This is a genomic window from Segatella paludivivens DSM 17968 = JCM 13650, from assembly GCF_000373185.1.
Taxonomy (GTDB): Bacteria; Bacteroidota; Bacteroidia; order Bacteroidales; family Bacteroidaceae; genus Prevotella; species Prevotella paludivivens.
Window position 1 is genome coordinate 110,179 of the sequence record NZ_KB890682.1, and the last position, 19,776, is coordinate 129,954.

19 protein-coding genes are annotated in these 19,776 nt (G+C 39.4%); 3 read left to right on the plus strand and 16 right to left on the minus strand.

Annotated elements, in window-relative coordinates; genetic code table 11:
- Positions 1-245: 245 nt before the first annotated feature.
- The 9 genes from B045_RS0112095 to B045_RS0112135 all read right to left on the minus strand — a co-directional run bounded on the left by B045_RS0112095 (position 246) and on the right by B045_RS0112135 (position 11,711).
- Positions 246-1,439, minus strand: coding sequence for a hypothetical protein (locus B045_RS0112095; RefSeq protein WP_154650169.1), 1,194 nt, complete (start codon positions 1,437-1,439; stop codon positions 246-248).
- A gap of 339 nt (positions 1,440-1,778) precedes the next feature.
- Complete coding sequence (locus B045_RS0112100) at positions 1,779-2,666, minus strand: TlpA family protein disulfide reductase (protein ID WP_162163160.1); 888 nt, start codon at positions 2,664-2,666, stop codon at positions 1,779-1,781.
- A gap of 299 nt (positions 2,667-2,965) precedes the next feature.
- Positions 2,966-4,885 (minus strand): molecular chaperone DnaK, encoded by a 1,920-nt coding sequence (dnaK, locus tag B045_RS0112105; protein ID WP_018464523.1) that lies wholly within the window; start codon positions 4,883-4,885, stop codon positions 2,966-2,968.
- A gap of 168 nt (positions 4,886-5,053) precedes the next feature.
- Complete coding sequence (locus tag B045_RS0112110) at positions 5,054-7,078, minus strand: M13 family metallopeptidase (RefSeq protein ID WP_025883645.1); 2,025 nt, start codon at positions 7,076-7,078, stop codon at positions 5,054-5,056.
- A 30-nt stretch (positions 7,079-7,108) separates the two neighbouring features.
- Positions 7,109-7,315 (minus strand): helix-turn-helix domain-containing protein, encoded by a 207-nt coding sequence (locus B045_RS0112115; protein ID WP_018464525.1) that lies wholly within the window; start codon positions 7,313-7,315, stop codon positions 7,109-7,111.
- Positions 7,316-7,333: 18 nt separating this feature from the next.
- The gene (locus B045_RS0112120; RefSeq protein WP_018464526.1) at positions 7,334-8,005 is read right to left on the minus strand and encodes a DUF2975 domain-containing protein; all 672 of its coding nucleotides are present in this window, start codon (positions 8,003-8,005) and stop codon (positions 7,334-7,336) included.
- Between the two features lie 399 nt (positions 8,006-8,404).
- Positions 8,405-9,352, minus strand: coding sequence for a cysteine synthase A (cysK, locus tag B045_RS0112125; RefSeq protein WP_018464527.1), 948 nt, complete (start codon positions 9,350-9,352; stop codon positions 8,405-8,407).
- Positions 9,353-9,376: 24 nt separating this feature from the next.
- Positions 9,377-10,672, minus strand: a complete 1,296-nt coding sequence (locus B045_RS0112130) for an O-acetylhomoserine aminocarboxypropyltransferase/cysteine synthase family protein (RefSeq protein WP_018464528.1) — start codon at positions 10,670-10,672, stop codon at positions 9,377-9,379.
- A gap of 118 nt (positions 10,673-10,790) precedes the next feature.
- Positions 10,791-11,711 (minus strand): DMT family transporter, encoded by a 921-nt coding sequence (locus B045_RS0112135; RefSeq protein ID WP_018464529.1) that lies wholly within the window; start codon positions 11,709-11,711, stop codon positions 10,791-10,793.
- A gap of 102 nt (positions 11,712-11,813) precedes the next feature.
- Between B045_RS0112135 and B045_RS0112140 the strand changes: the two genes are divergently transcribed.
- From B045_RS0112140 to B045_RS0112150, 3 genes are read left to right on the plus strand one after another with little or no spacing between them, the layout of a single operon-like run.
- Positions 11,814-12,626, plus strand: a complete 813-nt coding sequence (locus tag B045_RS0112140; RefSeq protein ID WP_018464530.1) for an AAA family ATPase — start codon at positions 11,814-11,816, stop codon at positions 12,624-12,626.
- A gap of 51 nt (positions 12,627-12,677) precedes the next feature.
- Positions 12,678-13,673: a DUF4435 domain-containing protein gene (locus tag B045_RS0112145; RefSeq protein WP_018464531.1), complete on the plus strand. Its 996-nt coding sequence runs from the start codon at positions 12,678-12,680 to the stop codon at positions 13,671-13,673.
- A gap of 20 nt (positions 13,674-13,693) precedes the next feature.
- The gene (locus B045_RS0112150; protein WP_018464532.1) at positions 13,694-14,452 is read left to right on the plus strand and encodes a sigma-70 family RNA polymerase sigma factor; all 759 of its coding nucleotides are present in this window, start codon (positions 13,694-13,696) and stop codon (positions 14,450-14,452) included.
- Positions 14,453-14,563: 111 nt separating this feature from the next.
- On the opposite strand, the gene B045_RS0112155 is transcribed toward B045_RS0112150, so the two are convergent.
- From B045_RS0112155 to B045_RS0112185, 7 genes are all read right to left on the minus strand, one after another.
- On the minus strand, positions 14,564-15,109 hold the full coding sequence (locus B045_RS0112155) for a 2-oxoacid:acceptor oxidoreductase family protein (RefSeq protein ID WP_018464533.1): 546 nt from the start codon (positions 15,107-15,109) through the stop codon (positions 14,564-14,566).
- 22 nt (positions 15,110-15,131) lie between these two features.
- Entirely contained in the window at positions 15,132-15,899 is a 768-nt protein-coding gene (locus B045_RS0112160) for a thiamine pyrophosphate-dependent enzyme (protein WP_018464534.1), read from the minus strand.
- A complete protein-coding gene (locus B045_RS0112165) occupies positions 15,892-16,983 on the minus strand; it encodes a 3-methyl-2-oxobutanoate dehydrogenase subunit VorB (RefSeq protein ID WP_018464535.1) in 1,092 nt (363 codons plus the stop codon). Before B045_RS0112165 ends, B045_RS0112160 begins: the two co-directional genes overlap by 8 nt.
- 15 nt (positions 16,984-16,998) lie before the next feature.
- Complete coding sequence (locus B045_RS0112170; protein ID WP_018464536.1) at positions 16,999-17,229, minus strand: 4Fe-4S dicluster domain-containing protein; 231 nt, start codon at positions 17,227-17,229, stop codon at positions 16,999-17,001.
- Between the two features lie 27 nt (positions 17,230-17,256).
- Positions 17,257-17,436 (minus strand): tetratricopeptide repeat protein, encoded by a 180-nt coding sequence (locus B045_RS0112175; RefSeq protein WP_018464537.1) that lies wholly within the window; start codon positions 17,434-17,436, stop codon positions 17,257-17,259.
- Between the two features lie 133 nt (positions 17,437-17,569).
- Positions 17,570-18,313, minus strand: coding sequence for an HAD family hydrolase (locus tag B045_RS0112180; protein ID WP_018464538.1), 744 nt, complete (start codon positions 18,311-18,313; stop codon positions 17,570-17,572).
- A gap of 87 nt (positions 18,314-18,400) precedes the next feature.
- Positions 18,401-19,750: a glucose-6-phosphate isomerase gene (locus tag B045_RS0112185; protein WP_018464539.1), complete on the minus strand. Its 1,350-nt coding sequence runs from the start codon at positions 19,748-19,750 to the stop codon at positions 18,401-18,403.
- Between the last annotated feature and the right edge of the window lie 26 nt (positions 19,751-19,776).

Here is a 19,776-nt window from a genome sequence, read left to right on the forward strand (position 1 = left end):
TATTGAAGCAATATAAATAAGTATATGTTGTTATTATCTACAATCATTGACAAAATATTTCCATTATAATCTTAATTATAATGGAAATATTTGTAGTGCAACACTATCTAGTTGTTGTTAAATAAATCCGACCTTTGCAGCTGTTATATCCATTTAGGTTCTTTACCACTCTGGCTGTCCGATGAAAGACGAGTATGATAAGTAGCGTGCAAATCACGATATATCCCCCCAAACCTGTTACTGATTTATTTTGCTTTACGTTCAAGGAGCTCATTTAGGTCATAAGAATAGTAAGGAGGGTATTTCTTGAGCAGATCCCGATATTCTGGCTTTAAGGGGGCATCCCCACTACAATAAAAACAATTTACAAGATAGTCAGAAGCATTTTCATCTTCATAATATTGGTCTCTCTTTTGCATAGGAAGTTGTAACGTCTCACTCACAAAATGGTAAGCCCAAGGATCAGGATACGCAAGAACAGTACTGAATAGTTGCTCGAATCTCACCTCACGGTTATGACGATGGGATTGTAGTTCATAATCACGTATGCTGCGAAGATAAGGTTGGAATAACCTGTCAGGCCAAAGTTCTACTGCCGTCAGAGCATTGTATGTAATGTCACTGTAATCAGCTTCAAAATCTGGTTTCTTTGATTTATCTAAGTTTTGATAGGCACATAATCCCTGCTCAATCAGTATTCTATCGGATGGCTTTCGATATCTAGCTATCGCTCTTAATGCTTGATTAATGTGATGTTTCTCATAGAGTTCCTTGATTCTTTGATAATACGATGGCTTTGGAGTTATATTGTATAACAAATTTTTTGTAAAAGCATACTGAGCGGTTGAAGGAGTGAACAAAGCAAGGCTGTCATTACGGATAGAGTCCTGTTTCGAAATAATGTCATGGCTTGCATACTGTTGGGCATAACACAATAACTCACTACCAAAACAATAGTAAGACCGTTCGTCAATATTAAACATGCTTATTGCTGTAGTGTCTTGATAGTTTTCAAGTAGTATTTTCTCCAGACTTTTACTTTTTGTTACCATTAATGCAACAAAAGCTGTAAAGCGGAGTCTGGGAGAATATCTTTTATCAGTAAACTGAATAAGTTGATCCTCATCGCACAGTACTGCAAGCATGACCTGATATTTGCCTCTAACCCAGAAATACTCTTTTTTATCCTTCGTTTGTAATACTGCCCCTTTGTAAGATATAAATTCAGTTGTATCAATAGATGATATTTCCTTATGTATTCCCTCTGGAGTCATTTGATGCCGATTATCCCACATGGCTTGAGATGTATCGAATTCTGTGGTATTATTCAATAGAAATACAAGCTTTTCTATATCCTTTTGACGCTCTGTTTTACAGCTGCATACGCTTAGGGATAAACTGCAAATAACGATAATATAGAATATTTTTAAAACGCTCATTTTTTTTTGGTTTTCTAGTGTCATTTTTTTATTTTTAGTTCTTGCAAAGTTAGGAAAAAATGTTGAATTGTACCAACTTTTTTGCGCAGATTTGGTTGATATTATTAATAGCTATTCCTACCTATTGTTGTATGTTGAATTCTTGATAAAGATTTATTCCCCACATAAATAAATGTCTGTTTTCTGTTTTATACAAAACTAAGCAAGGCATAAGTTCTCACTTTCGTAATGCCAAAGATGCGAATAAGGCGTCTTATATACTCCTAAAACAGAAGTCGAGTAAACGACTTGATGCACCTGTAGCATGATGTAAAGCATATGGTAGTCATATAAATAATATCATTTTACACTTGGTGTTTTACTTGGTGTATATATGTTTTTTAGTGCCTTTTCTATTTCATTATAAGTCATGCGACCAACTATTACTCCGTTTGGATCTATTAAAAACGATGTTGGAATCGGTTGCACATAATACAATCGACGTATGAAATCCTTGGCATATTCCTTCCCTGTTTTATCCTTGAATGACATTATATCAAGAACATTGATGTTATCTTTTATTCCGTCTTCAGCAATTGCCTTTGACCATTCATCATGTTTGTCGTCAACTGATACAAATACCAATTTAAGACCATTTTCGCATTCTTTATATTTAGCGTAAAGTTCTTTTAATTTAGGAATATTTCTGCGACAGAAAATACACCAACTTGCCCAAAAATCAAGAATTACATAATGCCCCCGCAAGTCAGAAAGGTTAAATGTTTTATTATTATAATCAATAGTAGAAAAGATTGGTGCCATCTTTCCTTTTGAAACATTTTCAATCATATTGATGCATGAACCAAGCGACATGCCATTTTCACAACCACGTGCATTGTTGGTCAATTTATTATAATAAGCTTTAAGTGTGTCTAATGGTAAATATCCTGTCATTACGTCATTTAAAATGGTTGAAGATAGTAGCCCTGGGGAAAGTTCGGAATTAGGATTCTCTCTTGCAAACTTAAATTTCGTTTCCTCCCTTTTTTTACAACACAAATTGATCATTTTTTCTATTGAATCTGGGTTATTCGTCTTATTGAGTGCTGAAATTAGAGATTTACGTTGGTCGGTTAATGGCTTAAGTAGTGAGTCAAGTCTAGCTTGGTCTTTTTCTAGTGAAGAATTTTGTGCAAAAGAGTTTGCACTCAGTAGTAATACTGCAATGATAGTGATTATGTGTTTCATGTTATTCATTTTTTATTGCGAAATAATGAAAATTATTTAATAAAACAAATTATTTGTTTTATTCTTACATAAGTTTAACAGTAATAAGACAAATTAGCCGTATCTAACGGCATCATTTTGATTTTTGTAATAGTCCTGTTTACTTTAATGAACAATAATAATTGCCATCGTATTACATTTGACAATTATTCTAGATCATTAAAGTTCTAACATACTAATATTAGTTAAACGAAAATAGGGTGTAACTGCTTGAGTTACACCCTATCTTGTTATTATATCTTGTTGTTGATAATCAACAATTACTTCACTTCCTCAAAGTCTGCATCCTGGATGTCTTCACCAGCCTGAGCACCACCTTGTGCCTGCTGTCCAGCCTGAGCATCTGCTCCTGGTTGTGCACCTGCACCTGGTTGAGCGCCACCCTGATACATCTGAGCACTTACTTCCTGAACTGCTGTGTTTAGAGTTGCTGTTGCTGCGTCGATAGCTGCAACATCGCCACTCTTTTGAGCATCTTTCAACTGCTGAAGAGCTGTCTCGATAGCTGGTTTCTTATCAGCAGGAATCTTGTCAGCGTTTTCCTTCAAGAAATTCTCTGTAGTGAAAATCATTGAATCAGCCTGATTCATCTTGTCAATCTTCTCACGCTCAGCCTTATCTGATGCAGCGTTCTGCTCAGCTTCTGCCTTCATGCGATCGATTTCTTCCTGACTCAAACCACTTGAAGCCTCAATACGAATCTTCTGTTCCTTGCCTGTAGCCTTATCCTTTGCACTTACGTTAAGGATACCGTTAGCATCGATGTCGAATGTTACCTCAATCTGTGGAACACCACGACGTGCTGGAGCAATACCTTCAAGGTTGAACTGACCGATACTCTTGTTCTGAGATGCCATAGGGCGCTCTCCCTGAAGTACGTGGATAGTTACTGCTGTCTGGTTGTCGACTGCTGTAGAGAATGTTTCGCTCTTCTTGCAAGGAATAGTTGTATTTGACTCAATAAGTTTTGTCATTACACCACCCATAGTCTCGATACCTAATGTAAGAGGAGTAACGTCTAGCAATACGATATCACCAACTCCGTTTTCCTTATTAAGAATAGCTCCCTGAATGGCAGCACCTACTGCAACAACCTCATCTGGGTTTACACCCTTTGATGGATCCTTGCCGAAATAGTTCTTAACCAATGTCTGTACGGCTGGGATACGAGAACTACCACCTACTAGGATAACCTCGTCAATATCTGATGTTGAAAGTTTTGCATCACGTACTGCGCTCTGGCAAGGTACAAGACAAGCCTGAATAAGATCGTGTGCAAGCTGTTCAAACTGTGAACGTGTAAGAGTCTTTACAAGGTGCTTTGGAACACCGCCCTCTGCAGAGATATATGGCAAGTTGATTTCTGTAGATGTAGAACTTGAAAGTTCAATCTTTGCTTTCTCAGCAGCTTCTTTAAGACGCTGCATTGCCATTGGGTCTTTCTTCAGGTCGATGCCTTCATCAGCCATGAAACCGTCAGCAAGCCACTTGATGATTACCTGGTCGAAGTCATCACCACCAAGGTGAGTATCACCATTTGTAGAAAGTACTTCGAATACACCGCCACCAAATTCAAGAATAGAAATATCGAATGTACCACCACCAAGGTCGAATACAGCGATCTTCATATCTTTGTTTGCCTTGTCTACACCATAAGCAAGAGCAGCTGCTGTAGGCTCGTTAACGATACGCTGAACGTTAAGACCTGCAATCTGACCAGCCTCCTTTGTAGCCTGACGCTGTGAATCAGAGAAGTATGCAGGAACAGTGATAACTGCGTCTGTAACCTCCTGACCAAGATAATCCTCAGCAGTCTTCTTCATCTTCTGAAGAACCATAGCTGAAATCTCCTGTGGAGTATATCTGCGACCCTCGATTTCAATACGTGGGTAACCATTTTCATTTATTACAGTGTAAGGCATATTTTCAGCTTCCTTACGGCTCTGGTCGTAAGTCTCACCCATGAAACGCTTGATAGAATATACCGTATTCTGTGGGTTTGTGATAGCTTGACGCTTTGCAGGATCACCTACCTTGCGCTCACCATCCTTAACAAAACCAATTACTGAAGGTGTTGTACGCTTACCTTCACTGTTTGCGATTACTACCGGTTCGTTTCCTTCAAATACAGAAACACAACTGTTAGTTGTTCCTAAGTCGATTCCAATAATCTTTCCCATTGTTGTATATTTTTTATTTTGATTCTTTTATTTTGATGTCTGCGGATTTTCCAGAGACACTCTTTAAATAACAAACCATGTGCCAACGACTATACAATGACAAATGGCTGACATTGTGACAGAAGTCAAATGCCAGCCATTTAAAAAAATATTCTAAGAGAGAGGTTTTTACCAGATATGTGCACGTTTCTCAATAGGAACATACAACTTGTCACCTTGCTTAATGCCAAATGTATCATACCATGCGTCAATCATAGGGAGTGCACCATTCACACGAGCTATGTTAGGAGAGTGAGTGTCTGAGTTTACTATGTAAGCTACAAACTGTGGTGCAATGTTGCTTGCCCAAACACGACCGTAAGCAAGGAAGAAGCGTTGTTCAGGAGTGAAGCCGTCTTTGTTTTCCAAAGGATTCTTCTTAATAGCATTCTGGAAAGCTCTGAATGCAACGTTTATACCACCGTTGTCACCGATATTCTCACCAAGAGTCTTTTCTCCGTTGACTTTAAGTCCAGGAATAACTTCCTGAGTACTGAACCAGTCGGCAAGTACTTTCGTACGCTTGTCATAGTTTGCCTTATCTTCAGCTGTCCACCAGTTGTTAAGGTTTCCGTTTTTGTCAAACTGACATCCTTGATCATCAAATCCATGACTCATCTCATGTCCGATTACACTTCCGATACCACCAAAGTTGGCTGCTGCGTCTGCCTCAGGATCAAAGAATGGTGCCTGAAGAATAGCTGCTGGGAAATTGATACTGTTTGTTTCTGGACTGTAAAAAGCGTTTACAGTCTGTGGAGTACAGAACCATTCTTCTTTGTCAACTGGTTTTCCGAAACGTTTCTTTACTTCATATTTCTGTAATACAACATTAAGGTTTTCAAGATTTTCACGAAGGCTCTTGCTTTCATCAACTACAACAGCTGAATCATTATTCTGCCATTTGTCAGGATAACCTATTCTGATACGGAAAGCTCTCAGCTTTTCTATAGCCTGCTTCTTTGTGACATCTGTCATCCAAGTGTTTTCCTGAATGCGTTCTGCCAAAGCGTTCTGCAAGTCTTTGACAAGTTCTATCGCAAGTTGTTTGCTGCTTTCAGGGAAGTATTTCTTTACATATAGTTTACCTACAGCCTCTCCGAGAAGGTTCTGTACGAAACTTAGTGCATATTTCCAACGAGGTTGTTGTTCCTTTACACCGTAAAGTGTTTTGTTAAATTCAAATTTGCGGTCGAAGAACTTCTTTGAAAGCGTACCAGAAGCACTGCTTACAACATTATATTCCATGTAAGCCTTCAAGTCTTCCAATGGAGTCTTTGCCAAAATATTCTCAACTTCGTGTATTGGCTCTGGTTGACCTACAGTTACACTGTCAATAGCAGGGAAGAAGCTTGATTTAGCCAAATAGTTCCAGTCTATTCCAGGATAATCCTTCAGTAATTTTCCCCAACTCATCTTGTGATAGTTAGCTTGAGGATCACGAGATTTTATCTGGTCATAGCTAACTTTGGCAATCTGATTCTGAATAGCGAATATAGCTTGCATCTTCTTTTCGGCTACGGCATCATTATTGCCGACCATTTTAAGAAGGTCTTTAATCAGACTCTTGTATGCTACTACTACAGCTTTCTGCTGCTGGTTTGGTTGAGTGTAGTATTCTGGATCAAGACCGAGACCGCCCTGATTGATAGAAATAAGATATTTGTCAGAGTTCTTTGCGTCAGTGCCTAATCCAAAACCATACATTGTTGTGTTGTAGCCAATAGCAGACAAGTCAGCCACTGCTTTTGCATATTCCTTACGGTTCTTAATTTCGGCAATTCTCTTTAATATAGGTTTGATAGGAGTGATACCTTCGCGGTCTAATTTCACGGTATCCATATACATGCGATATAGACTTCCTATTTTCTGCCCAAGAGTTCCTTGTTTCTGTGGAGTGTTGGCATAACCCTCTACAAGTTCGCGAATACGATCATTGTTTTGTTCCTCAAGATCAACAAACGAACCGTTCATTGGATGTTGTGCATCGAGAGGATGAGTCTTCAACCAGTTACCAACTGAGTACTCATAGAAGTCATCACCAGGTTTTACATTCAGGTCCATGTTGTTTTTGTCGATTCCCGACTTCAGACCTTGAGCTGATGCCGCAGTTGAACATATCAACATAGCGGCTAAAATTAATTTTGATTTCATCATTAAATTCTCTATTTAAGATTTTACTGTTTAATCATCTTTGTATTCCAGGATATCTCCCGGTTGGCAATCAAGTGCGTTGCATATAGCTTCGAGCGTTGAAAATCGAATTGCTTTAGCTTTTCCTGTCTTCAATATTGACAGGTTAGCAGGAGTGATACCAACCTTTTCAGCCAGTTCACCGCTCGAAATTTTGCGCTTAGCCATCATTACGTCTACATTTATTATTATTGACATATATAAATATCCTCCTAATTATATTGTCAATTCTTGCTCTTCCTTTATCTTGCGTCCAATGGTGAGAAGCTGAGAAATAATCAGCATGCCAATGCCAAGATAAAGAAGATAGCAACTAGGATAGTGATTGAAAGAAATATCATAACCTGAAATTTTATACATTTTACTGCTTTCCAAATAATTTACACATGTTAAGCCCCATTCTGCAAGATATAATCCGATTGAGAATATTCCCATCAATTTTATCTTCCAGTCGGTCTTTTTATCAAAAGCTTTACCTTTGTTGACTGCAAGGATGATCTTAATAAATATTACCCAAAAACCAATTGCACAGCATAAGTACAGTGGCACAGTAAAGGTTTCGATAATAAGAGATAATAAAGTGTGACCGTTGTTGCCAGCTGATGTTGCAATTCTTACACGACCAACCTGTATTGAGTCCATTTGTCCTGTAACATTGTTTTTAACAGCCGTAAGAAATTTATTGTCGTTTTTTGCTTTAAGATTTATGTAGCTTATTTGCTTCATATTGGTTTTCCCTTCATCAAAACTTTCTTGTGCTTCAACTGAATGGTTAGCGTCTTTAAATCCTAAAGCGATGTCGTCTGCATTATGATATATGTTGAGACAGAACCCAAAGGCAATTGCTAGAAGGAGCAGTATGCAATATATATTAAACTTGCGTTTCATATTATATTTATTGTTTAGTTGATATTAATTATTGAATAACATGTTTATATTATCGTTTTTCGATAATGCAAATATATGACAAATATCAATTCGATGCAAATAAAATGAGAAAAATATATTGAAAAACGATATTATTTAACTTGCTTTTACACTTAATCGTATTTTAGCGCTTGTTTTGCTTACAAAACGTCACTGTTTTGTGATATAAAGTTTCATTTACCTTTATTCCTTGTTTAATTGATTACATAAATCCAAATTATGCCTTCCGTTATAATAAATATTATAGTTATGGAATAGGCATACAACAGTCAACGGGACTTTACCTGCCAAGCAAGTAAAGCCCCGTCTATCAATCATTCATCTATATTGCAAAAACTTTAAAATGACTTCGGCTGAAATTTATAGTGGATATTCGTCAAAGGCATATAATACCGTAGACAGATAGCGCTCACCTGTATCAGGCAGCAATGTTACAATAGTTTTGCCTTTATTTTCAGGACGCTTTGCAATCTCTGTTGCTGCAAAAGCTGCTGCACCTGAAGATATTCCAACCAAAAGTCCTTCCTGCTGTGCTAACTGGCGACCAGCCAATATAGCATCGTCATTTTCAACGTCAAAGACTTCATCGATAAAGTCTGAGTTATAAGTTTTTGGAATGAAGCCAGCTCCAATACCCTGAATCTTGTGAGGACCGCTAGCACCACCGTGAAGAACAGGAGATGATAATGGCTCTACAGCTATAATCTTAACATTAGGATTCTTTTCCTTCAAAGCCTTTCCTATACCAGATATCGTTCCACCAGTTCCAACACCGGCAATAAAGATATCTACTTTTCCATCGGTATCATTCCATATTTCCTGACCTGTTGTATCATAGTGCTTTTTAGGGTTGGCCGGATTTTCAAATTGTTCAAGAATTACACTTCCAGGAGTTGCATCACGCAGTTCTTCTGCTGCCTTAATAGCTCCTGGCATGCCGTCTTTACCACTTGTAAGTCTTACTTCTGCACCATAAGCCTTAACAAGGTTACGGCGTTCAACGCTCATAGTTTCAGGCATTGTTAGGATAAGTTTATATCCCTTTATTGCTGATACAAGAGCAAGACCTACACCAGTGTTACCACTTGTTGGTTCAATAATTGTTGCTCCTGGTTTAAGTTTGCCGTCTTTTTCAGCTGCTTCAATCATTGCAAGTCCAATACGGTCTTTTACGCTACCGCCTGGATTGAAGAATTCAACTTTTGCAATGATAGGAGTTTCAACTCCACGGAATTTAGAATATCTATTTAGCTCGACCAATGGAGTGTTTCCAATAAGGTCGGTTATTTGTTTTGCAATCTTTGCCATAATATAATGTTTTAAATTATTTCTTTATTTTACGTATTGAAATGCTTCGTCAAGTGCGTCGATAAGGTCTATGACATTCTCTGTTCCAATGCTCAATCTTATTGTAGAAGGGTAGATGTGCTGCTCTTCAAGTTCCTTAGGACTAAGCTGTGAATGAGTTGTTGTTGCTGGATGTATAACCAGACTCTTTACGTCTGCAACATTTGCAAGCAATGAGAATATCTTCAAGTGGTCTATGAAAGCCCAAGCCTCGTCCTGTCCACCTTTTATATCAAACGTAAATATACTGCCGCCTCCATTTGGGAACAATTTCTCATATAAAGCATGGTCGGGATGCTCTGGTAATGAAGGGTGGTTTACTTTTGCTACCTTTGGATTCTTTGCAAGATATTCAACGATCTTCTTTGTATTGTATGCGTGTCTCTCCACACGTAGACTTAAAGTTTCAAGTCCTTGAATTAATATCCATGCATTGAATGGGCTTATTGTTGCACCAGTATCACGTAATATCACCGCACGTATTCTTGTTACGAAAGCTGCTGCCCCCGCAACGTCTGCGAAAATAGCTCCATGATATGAAGGATCTGGTTTTGCTAGAGTAGGGTACTTATCAGCGTTTGCTTTCCAGTTAAACTTACCGCCGTCAACGATTACTCCACCTAATGACGAACCGTGACCGCCAATAAATTTTGTTGCAGAGTGAACAACAATGTCTGCTCCGTGCTCAATAGGTCTGATAAGATATGGAGTACCGAAAGTGTTGTCTACAATTACAATTGTGTTGTGCTTGTGAGCAATCTCTGAAATCTTGTCAATGTCAGTTACACTGGCATTAGGATTACCGAAAGTCTCTATGATAACAGCCTTCGTATTTGGACGAAAACCAGCTTCAACCTCATTAAAATCAGAAGGGTCTACGAATGAAACTTCTATGCCTTGAGTAGTAAGTGTATGTTCTAGTAGGTTGGTAGTTCCGCCATAAAGGTTGTTTGCTGCTAATATGTGGTCACCATTCTGAGCAACGTTTTGCAGAGCATAAGTAACCGCTGCTGCGCCTGATGCTACAGCTAGTCCGGCAACACCGCCTTCAAGGGCTGCAACTCTGTCTTCAAAAACACCTTGTGTTGAGTTAGTCAGTCTTCCATAAATGTTTCCAGCATCACGAAGTCCAAATCTGTCTGAAGCATGTTGTGAATTGTGGAAAACATAACTTGTAGTCTGATAAATAGGTACAGCACGTGAATCTGTTGTTGGATCAGCGTTTTCCTGTCCTACATGAAGTTGAAGTGTCTCGAAGTGTAGTTTCTTTTCATTACTCATATTTAAACCCTTTCTTTTTATATTTATATTCTAAATCATGTTGCAAAGGTACGGCAAATAATGATATCGTGAAATCACACATTCTGGGCATTTAGAATACCACATTTGTGGTATTTGGCTATTTCTTTGCCTCCAAATCGCGTTTCGACTTGCTTTTTATCACTAACCATACACCCGAAAATACCAAAATAATGGCTACTCCTTGCATGAATGTGAATACACCAATGCCTGTTAAAATACTTACTGTGACCGATACGATAGGTTGCACATAATTATATATACTAACAACTGTTGGGCGAAGAGAATGCTGTCCTACCATCGTTAATATGTAACCCATATATGTTCCGAATATCACAACGTATCCTGCTTCCCACCATGTCTTCGTTGGAACAATAGCCCAATTGAGGTCTATGACGTGCCATCCTGTGAATGGCCATATCATCAGCGTAGCCCAAAGAAACATCCACTTGTTAACTGTAAATACAGAATATCTTTTTATAAGATTATTGAATAGTGCAAGATAAAGTGCAAAAGACAATTGAGCGCCAAGACACATCAGGTCGCCACGTATGTCGCCAACCTTTGAACTTACAGCTGCAGCACTTGTAATGATCAGTATTATCGCTCCGCAGCAACCAATGAATACTCCAAGTGCTTTTTGAAGTGTTATTGGTTCCTTTAATATAAGGAAAGATAGCACCATTGCAAATATAGGCATTGATGTTGTTACAATACTTGAATTTATGGGTGACGTAATGCTCAATCCTATTGTGTAAAGACATTGATTGCATACCAGTCCGAATATTGCAGCACCAGCAAGTAATAGCTTGTCCTTTGTTGGTACGGTTTCCTTCTTAACGAATATAGATGTAATCCAAAATAGTATAGCCCCACCCATTACTCTGAATGAAACCATATCTATGCCGTCAATACCATGTGTCATTGCATCCTTTCCAAGCGGAGCCATAAGTCCCCAGAAAAACTCAGCGGTGAACATGCTGAGATGCGCTTGAAGTGGAATTTTTTTGTTGTTACCCATTATAATAGTTTTATTAGTGTGCAAAATTATAAAAAAAATCACACTATTTGGGACGGTCTGTGATTTTTATTTGCTATATTTGCGGTATATAATTCTATTAATATGAAATATGCTGATTATATAGAGCAGATAGAGATAGAATCTCTTTGGAGCGGAACAAAACACATTGTGTGGAATTTGGACCGTAGAGTTAACATCCTTAGTGGTATTAACGGTGTCGGGAAAAGTACCATTCTTAATAAGGTTGTGAAAAGTCTTGCCCAAGGTGGCGAGTTTCCAAGTCACTTGCTTAAAGGTGTACATTTGAAAGTTAAGCCTGAAGATGCAAAGTGGATACGGTTTGATGCTATACGCTCTTTTGATCGCCCACTGATGAATTCAGACACGATATCGAAGCTGGATTTAAGTCTGGCTACAGAACTTGACTGGCAATTATTTCAGCTTCAGCGTAAGTATTTGGATTATCAGGTAAACATTGGCAACAGAATTATTAACGCATTGCAAAGTGGTGATTCTGATGCAGCTTTACAGGCTCAGAATATATCGGAGTCAAAGAAACTGTTTCAGGATATGATAGATGATCTATTCAAAGAAACTGGAAAGAAGATTGTCCGTACTGAAAATGAGATACGTTTTTCACAGATTGGCGAGACCCTTGTTCCTTATCAGCTATCAAGTGGTGAGAAACAGATTCTTGCAATTCTGCTCACTGTATTGGTGGAAGATCAGAAACCGTATGTGCTGTTCATGGATGAACCAGAAGTGAGTCTGCACTTTGAGTGGCAGAAACAGCTTATTGAACTTGTGCTTAAATTGAATCCAAATTTACAGTTGATAATGACAACACATAGTCCGGCAGTTATAATGAACGGTTGGATGGAGCATGTCACCGAAGTAACCGATATTACTTTTTAGTGTGTTTATACCTAAAGTTATTAACTGATGTTTGAAGTCGGGGGGATGTAGATGTCTAAAAGATTAAACGAAAATATAACATCAAGATATTTCGAGGCTGCCAACAGATTGGGCTCAAAGAAAGCACGTCGAAAGATTATAGCTTATGTAGAGAGCTATGACGATGTGTTCTTTTGGCGCACCATACTTGGCAACTATGAAGATGATAGTCGTTATTTTGAAGTGATGCTTCCTACACGTATGAATCGTTTGGAACGTGGCAAGAAGGCAGCTATCGCCAATATTATGGATGGTGTTGGACATGATATGATTGCTTGTGTAGATGCTGATTACGACTATCTCATACAAGGTGCTTCGCCTGCTTCACGAACACTTTTGACAAATAGTTATATCTTTCATACGTATGCTTATGCAATAGAAAATCTTCAATGCTATGCGCCTTCGTTGCATAATGTGGCAGTAGCAGTGGTGCTAAACGATCATAGTATCTTTGACTTCAATGAGTTCATGGCAAGATATTCTGAAATTATATATCCACTGTTCGTGTGGAATATATGGTATTATCGTAGCGATCATTATGCAGAGTTTACGATTACCGAATTTGATAATATCATTGAACTAGGCGATGTAAGAATTGATAGCCCGGAATATTCTCTTGACAAACTTTACAAGAAAGTGTCACGTGCTGTTGATGGCTTTAAAAAGAAGAACCCTGATGCCCACGATAGTTATCTTGCAATAAAGGATGATTTAAGCAGGTTGGGAGTGGAGCCTTCTAATACGTATTTATATATACAGGGGCATCATCTGTTTGATCATGTAGTCGTACCGATTATGGATAAAGTATGTGGTCGATTATATCGTGAGCGTGAGCAGGAGATAGGAGAGCAGTCAGTTCACAGCATGCAGTATCAGACTGAGATTTCAAGCTATAAAAATAGTGTTGGAGACATAACAGCAATGCTTAAGAAGAATATGGGTTACGCCATGTCACCGCAGTTTAAAAATATAATGAATGATGTCGCTGAATTTTTGGATGCGAAATAACAAATAAAATTTTATTTATTATGAGGAAAATTAAAACAGGAAAACCTTTGTCAGAGCGCGAAAATGGATCTCTGAATAGATATCTGGATGAAATAGGAAAGGAATTGCTTTTGTCTGATGACGAGGAAAAGCAACTTGCCGAAAAGATACAGAATGGAGGACGTGTCGGTGAACGAGCTGTTGAAAAACTTGTTACGTCAAATCTCCGCTTTGTCGTTTCTATCGCTAAACTGTATACCGATAATGGTGTTGCAATAACCGATCTTATCAGCGAGGGGAATATTGGTATGATGAAGGCTGCGCAAAGCTTTGACGGTAGCCGTGGTAGCCGTTTTGTTGGTTATGCTGAGCCTTTTATTCGTGATGCCATTGTTCATGCAATAAATGAACAAAGTGGTATATACAACCTTCCGAAGGATGAGCGTAATCGAGAAGAGAAGGAAAATAGTCATGCCTTTTCTGTAGATGCTCCATTGCAGAATGGTAAGAATTTGAGCTTGTTGAGTGTGCTGTCTGATCCAGATGCTCCACGCCCAGACAAGTTAGCGCTTGACGAATCAATAAAGGCAGAACTCCTTCAGTCAATGGATGTGCTTAATGACAGAGAACGTCGTGTTGTTCAGGCTTTCTATGGAATAGGTCAGGACAGTATAACTTTTGCTGAAATAGGTGTAAACCTGGGATTGAAGCGTGAACGTGTACGCCAGATAAGAGATAAGGCTGTGAGGAGACTAGGTAAGAATACGACTAATGACATGCTGAAAGCATATCTTAGTTGATATCAGTCAGCATCGTAAGTAAAGATAAACGTGCTAATAACAATAACCGCCCGCAAGGATTAAACACTTGCGGGCGGTATTTTTTATTATATGGCGTTAAATCGCCGTATATTATTTCACTTCTTCAATGAGATTCATTCCTTCTTCTACAGCTTGCATGTTAAGCGGTATAAGTTTGTGATGTCTTTCAGGAAGAGTCTTATAGAGTGCCTTGTTAAGACCATCGGTACTTACAATCTTGCAAACTTTTAGTAAGCCTCCTAAAACGATCATATTGAAAACTTTCGCATTCTTCATCTCGGCAGCCTTGTCCATTGCATCAATACGATATACAGTGATATCCTTTCGTGCAGGAGGGTTTATAATACCGAAACCGTCGTAAATCAATATGCCTCCAGGCTTTACCTTTGATAAAAACTTATCCATTGACGGTTGATTGAGTACAATTGCTATATCGAATTTACTTAATATAGGTGATGAAATGCGCTCGTCGCTTATGATGACAGTCACGTTAGCTGTACCGCCACGTTGCTCTGGACCATAGGCAGGCATCCATGTCACCTCTTTATCTTCAAGCAGTCCTGAGTAGGCAAGAATCTTTCCCATAGAGAGAACACCCTGACCTCCAAAACCTGATATGATAATTTCTTTTTTCATTTCTTTTGGATTTTACCGTTAACTAAAGATTAGTTGTATCTTTAAGGTCTCCCTTCGGATACTCCTTGAACATGTGTTCTTCCATCCAGTCGTTAGCTTGCTTTGGTGAAAGTTTCCAACCACTGTTGCAAGTTGATACGATTTCAACAAGACTTGAACCTAGTCCCTTCATTGATGCATCAAAAGCTTTGCGTATGGCAGCCTTAGCCTTGCGTATAGATGCTACATTCTCAACACTCTGGCGAGTAACAAAGCATGTACCTGTAAGGTGACTAGCTAGTTCTGTCATGTTAAGTGGGTATCCATGAAGTTCTGGTTCACGACCATAAGGACATGTTGCTGTCTTCTGTCCGATAAGAGTAGTAGGAGCCATCTGTCCTCCAGTCATACCATAAATGGCATTGTTGATGAATATGATAGGTATATTCTCGCCACGGTTTAGGGCGTGTATAGTCTCGCAAGTTCCGATACAAGCAAGGTCACCGTCACCCTGATATGTAAATACCAGACGATCTGGCCACAAGCGCTTGATACCTGTTGCAACAGCTGGTGCACGACCGTGAGGAGCTTCCTGCCAGTCAATATCAAGATAGCGATAGGCAAACACTGCACAACCTACCGGACTAACGCCGATAGTCTTATTCTGCATGCCCATTTCTTCTATTACCTCAGCTACCAATTTATGCACTACACCGTGAGAGCAACCGGCACAGTAGTGCATTGCCGTATCGTTCATAAGTTCTGGTTTCTTGTAAACCAGATTTTCAGGTGATATGATGTCGTTATTCATTGTCTATGAGTTTTGTTTTCAGAGCGTTAACAATTTCTTCAGGATCAGGAACGATACCTCCGAGACGTCCAAAGTGTGCTGTTGGCAGAGAGTTTCCTATAGCCAACTTCACGTCTTCAATCATCTGTCCTGCATTTATTTCAGCAACAAGGATACCTTTCTTGCCAGCAACAGTCTTTCTAAGTTCCTTTTCAGGGAAAGGCCATAGTGTGATAGGACGGAAGAGTCCTACTTTGATTCCACGCTTGCGTGCAATCTCCATACTCTTCTCTGTAATACGTGCTGCGCTTCCGAATGCAACGATTACATAGTCAGCATCGTCACAGTCTGTTATCTCGCATCTTGTTTCAGTATCCTTTGCAAGTTGGTATTTCTCCTGAAGGTGAATATTTATCTCCTCCATAACCTCTGGTTTGAGTTCAAGCGACGTCATAATATTAGGCTCGCGTGAGCTTGGTCTGCCGATAGTAGCCCAAGGACATTCCTTTGCAATCTGTTCTTCTGTACGACGAGGCTTGATAGGAGGAAGAACAACTTTCTCCATCATCTGACCGATAACACCATCGCTGAGAATCATAACCGGATTACGGTATTTGAATGCCAGTTCGAAAGATAAGTCAACAAAGTCAGCCATTTCCTGAACAGAAGCAGGAGCCAATACAATGACATTATAGTCACCGTTTCCGCCTCCGCGTGTTGCCTGCATGTAATCACTCTGACTTGGCTGTATAGTTCCAAGTCCAGGACCTCCACGCTGAACGTTTACGATAACTCCAGGAATCTCGGCACCAGCCATGTAAGATATACCTTCCTGCATCAAAGCCACACCAGGGCTTGAACTTGTGGTTATAACACGCTTTCCAGCGCCACCACCACCATATACCATATTAATAGATGCAACTTCACTTTCTGCTTGAAGAACAACCATACCAGTTGTCTCCCAAGGTTTCAAGAGAGCCAATGTCTCTATAATTTCACTTTGAGGTGTTATTGGATAACCAAAGAAAGCATCAGCTCCACAGCGAATCATTGCGTGTGCTACAGCTTCATTACCCTTCATAAGTGTTACTTCTTTTTTCTCCATAGGTAGATTTTTCTTTTAGTCCTTTTTTTTACGATAAACGGTAATGCAGCCATCAGGGCATACAATTCCACATGAAGCACATCCGATGCAGTCGTCGGCTTTAATTGCTTCAACGTAAGGATAACCGTGAACGTTGACTTTTCTTCCTGCTAATGCTAAAACGTCTTTAGGACAAGCGTCTACGCAAAGTGCGCAACCCTTGCATCTGTCTTCGTTAATAACAACAGCACCTAATATTTTTCCCATTATAATTGTTTTTGAAAATGACCAGATTTAAGGATTATACATATCCTTGCAATAGTAAGCAAATATACTTTCAAGCATTCTCTTAGCTTCAACAGCAGGACTGTTTGGATCTAAAGCTATTGCTTCCATGTAAGAATCAATAGCATGTTTGAAGTCTCCTTTCTTGCGATAAGAATTGCCAAGTTTGTAGTAATCTTCAGCCGTCATTGTGTTTTTTATATTTTTCCCGTGACAAATGTATGTAAGAGAAACGTAAATATCGTAAAACCAACTTTGATTTTAAACTATATTAAAATAGTTTTGCTAAAAAATGCGCACACCTATTTTGATTGTGCAATAATTAGAATATATTGTTCCATTCATCGGATAGTTCCGTCATCTTGTGATATAGTATGTTTGCGCCTTCCTTTTTTAAGACAGAATCGGGTAATGGACCACTGTTGATTGCTACAGTGAAAATACCAGCTGATACTCCTGACCTAACACCTAGTGGGGCATTCTCAACAACGATTCCCTGTGAAGGTTTAAGGTCTCCAACCTTTCTTAATCCAATAAGATAAGGATCAGGATATGGCTTGCCTCTCTTTACATTATAAGCTGTTGTGATGTGATCTTCATCAAGATATCTCCCGAAATCATGAAGAAGTCTTTCTATCAAAGGGCGCTGACCGCTTCCCGTAACTACGTTGACCGACATCCCTGATTGAATGATTTTTTCCATAATGTCGGTTACTCCGTCAAAGATAGGAGCTGTAGGCATGTCGTGGAATATTCTAGTTTTCTCGTCATAAATAGTTTGTGCCTCGCCAAGAGTAATATCCTTTCCCAGTTGGTCACGCATATACTTCTTGATGGTGTCAATACCTCTTGCTCCTTCTGTAGCATAGGCATCAGCTGCGGTCATGTTGATACCGAATTTAGCCATGCTTTCCTGCCATGCAATTGCATGGTTGGGCATACTGTCATAAAGAACTCCATCCATGTCAAATAACACGCATTTAAAGTTCCAGCCAAACTTTTCTGATTCAGACATTACTTGAATGCCTTGTTGCCTTAAATATTCTGTAACAGCTTCTCGTATCATATTATAAAAATAGGTGGATGCAATTATTCAACTGCATCCACCATATTTGATATTGTGTTAGTTGAAACAACTAAACAGTTTTCATTTTTACTTCAGTTTTTCCTGTATAGCCTTGCTCTCAGCCTCGTATCCTGGCTTATTGAGTAGTGCAAACATATTCTTCTTGTAAGCCTCTACACCTGGTTGGTTGAATGGGTTTACTTCAAGAAGGTTACCGCTGATACCGCAAGCCATCTCGAAGAAGAATATAATCTGACCGATATAGTATTCGTTGAGCTCAGGAACGCTGAGGCGAATGTTAGGAACACCACCGTCAACATGTGCTAGGCGTGTACCAAGTTCTGCCATCTTGTTAACTTCGTCAACGTGCTTTCCTTCAAGGAAGTTAAGTCCGTCAAGATTCTCATCGTCGTGTGGGAACAAAAGAGTCTTGTTAGCCTTCTCAATACTGATCACAGTCTCGAAGATAGAACGCTCGCCTTCCTGAATCCATTGACCCATTGAGTGCAAGTCTGTTGTGAAGTCGCAAGCAGCTGGGAATATACCCTTACCGTCTTTACCTTCACTTTCTCCGAAAAGCTGCTTCCACCATTCTGCGATGAAATGAAGTTTTGGCTGGAAGTTGACGATAATCTCAATCTTCTTACCTGCCTGACTATATAGACCGTTACGTACGGCTGCATATTTAGCTGCAATATTCTCAGCAAAAGGAACATCCTTACCTGTAGCCTTCTCCATATCCTGAGCACCCTTTACAAGAGCCTTGATGTCGAAGCCTGCGCATGCAATAGGAAGAAGACCTACTGGAGTGAGTACAGAGAAACGACCACCAACATTATCAGGAATAATGAAAGACTTATAGCCTTCTTTGTCTGCGCAAGTGCGGGCAGCACCCTTCTTTGCATCTGTAACAGCTACGATAACATCTTTAGCTTCATCTTTACCTCTCTGCTCTTCGCATTGCTTCTTTAGAAGGCGGAATGTAAGTGCAGTCTCAGTTGTTGTACCAGACTTGCTGATGTTGATAACACCGAATTTCTTACCCTTAAGATACTCTGTGAGTTCTGAAAGATAATCTTCTCCGATGTTGTTTCCTGCAAACATGATAGTTGGGTTCTTCTTGTCTTCAACAAGCCATGCAAAACTGTTACCGAGAGCTTCGATAACGGCGCGTGCGCCAAGATAAGAACCACCGATGCCTGCAACAACAACAACTTCACACTTCTCACGTATTGTTTTGGCTACAGCCTCTACTTCGTCAAGAAATGCTGGTGTGATGCTTGATGGCAAGTGAAGCCATCCTAGAAAATCGTTACCCGGGCAAGTGCCATTCTCAAGAGCTTCCTGAGCGGCCTTAACCTGACCTTCATAAGCTTCAACAGCTCCTGATTTCAGGAATTGTTCAGCCTTTGTAATGTCTAAGCTAATATTTTTCATTGAATCTTTAATTTTCAAGATCTCTT

Bases quoted from the DNA above. Each gene is read 5' to 3' on its own strand.
- B045_RS0112185 (WP_018464539.1), bottom strand. From the start codon at position 19,750: ATGAAAAATATTAGCTTAGACATTACAAAGGCTGAACAATTCCTGAAA.
- B045_RS0112110 (WP_025883645.1), bottom strand. From the start codon at position 7,078: ATGAAATCAAAATTAATTTTAGCCGCTATGTTGATATGTTCAACTGCG.
- B045_RS0112120 (WP_018464526.1), bottom strand. From the start codon at position 8,005: ATGAAACGCAAGTTTAATATATATTGCATACTGCTCCTTCTAGCAATT.
- B045_RS0112135 (WP_018464529.1), bottom strand. From the start codon at position 11,711: ATGGGTAACAACAAAAAAATTCCACTTCAAGCGCATCTCAGCATGTTC.
- B045_RS0112160 (WP_018464534.1), bottom strand. From the start codon at position 15,899: ATGAATAACGACATCATATCACCTGAAAATCTGGTTTACAAGAAACCA.
- B045_RS0112155 (WP_018464533.1), bottom strand. From the start codon at position 15,109: ATGAAAAAAGAAATTATCATATCAGGTTTTGGAGGTCAGGGTGTTCTC.
- B045_RS0112130 (WP_018464528.1), bottom strand. From the start codon at position 10,672: ATGAGTAATGAAAAGAAACTACACTTCGAGACACTTCAACTTCATGTA.
- B045_RS0112150 (WP_018464532.1), top strand. From the start codon at position 13,694: ATGAGGAAAATTAAAACAGGAAAACCTTTGTCAGAGCGCGAAAATGGA.
- B045_RS0112145 (WP_018464531.1), top strand. From the start codon at position 12,678: ATGTCTAAAAGATTAAACGAAAATATAACATCAAGATATTTCGAGGCT.
- dnaK (WP_018464523.1), bottom strand. From the start codon at position 4,885: ATGGGAAAGATTATTGGAATCGACTTAGGAACAACTAACAGTTGTGTT.
- B045_RS0112100 (WP_162163160.1), bottom strand. From the start codon at position 2,666: ATGAAACACATAATCACTATCATTGCAGTATTACTACTGAGTGCAAAC.
- B045_RS0112165 (WP_018464535.1), bottom strand. From the start codon at position 16,983: ATGGAGAAAAAAGAAGTAACACTTATGAAGGGTAATGAAGCTGTAGCA.
- B045_RS0112170 (WP_018464536.1), bottom strand. From the start codon at position 17,229: ATGGGAAAAATATTAGGTGCTGTTGTTATTAACGAAGACAGATGCAAG.
- B045_RS0112140 (WP_018464530.1), top strand. From the start codon at position 11,814: ATGAAATATGCTGATTATATAGAGCAGATAGAGATAGAATCTCTTTGG.
- B045_RS0112115 (WP_018464525.1), bottom strand. From the start codon at position 7,315: ATGTCAATAATAATAAATGTAGACGTAATGATGGCTAAGCGCAAAATT.
- B045_RS0112175 (WP_018464537.1), bottom strand. From the start codon at position 17,436: ATGACGGCTGAAGATTACTACAAACTTGGCAATTCTTATCGCAAGAAA.
- B045_RS0112095 (WP_154650169.1), bottom strand. From the start codon at position 1,439: ATGAGCGTTTTAAAAATATTCTATATTATCGTTATTTGCAGTTTATCC.
- cysK (WP_018464527.1), bottom strand. From the start codon at position 9,352: ATGGCAAAGATTGCAAAACAAATAACCGACCTTATTGGAAACACTCCA.
- B045_RS0112180 (WP_018464538.1), bottom strand. From the start codon at position 18,313: ATGATACGAGAAGCTGTTACAGAATATTTAAGGCAACAAGGCATTCAA.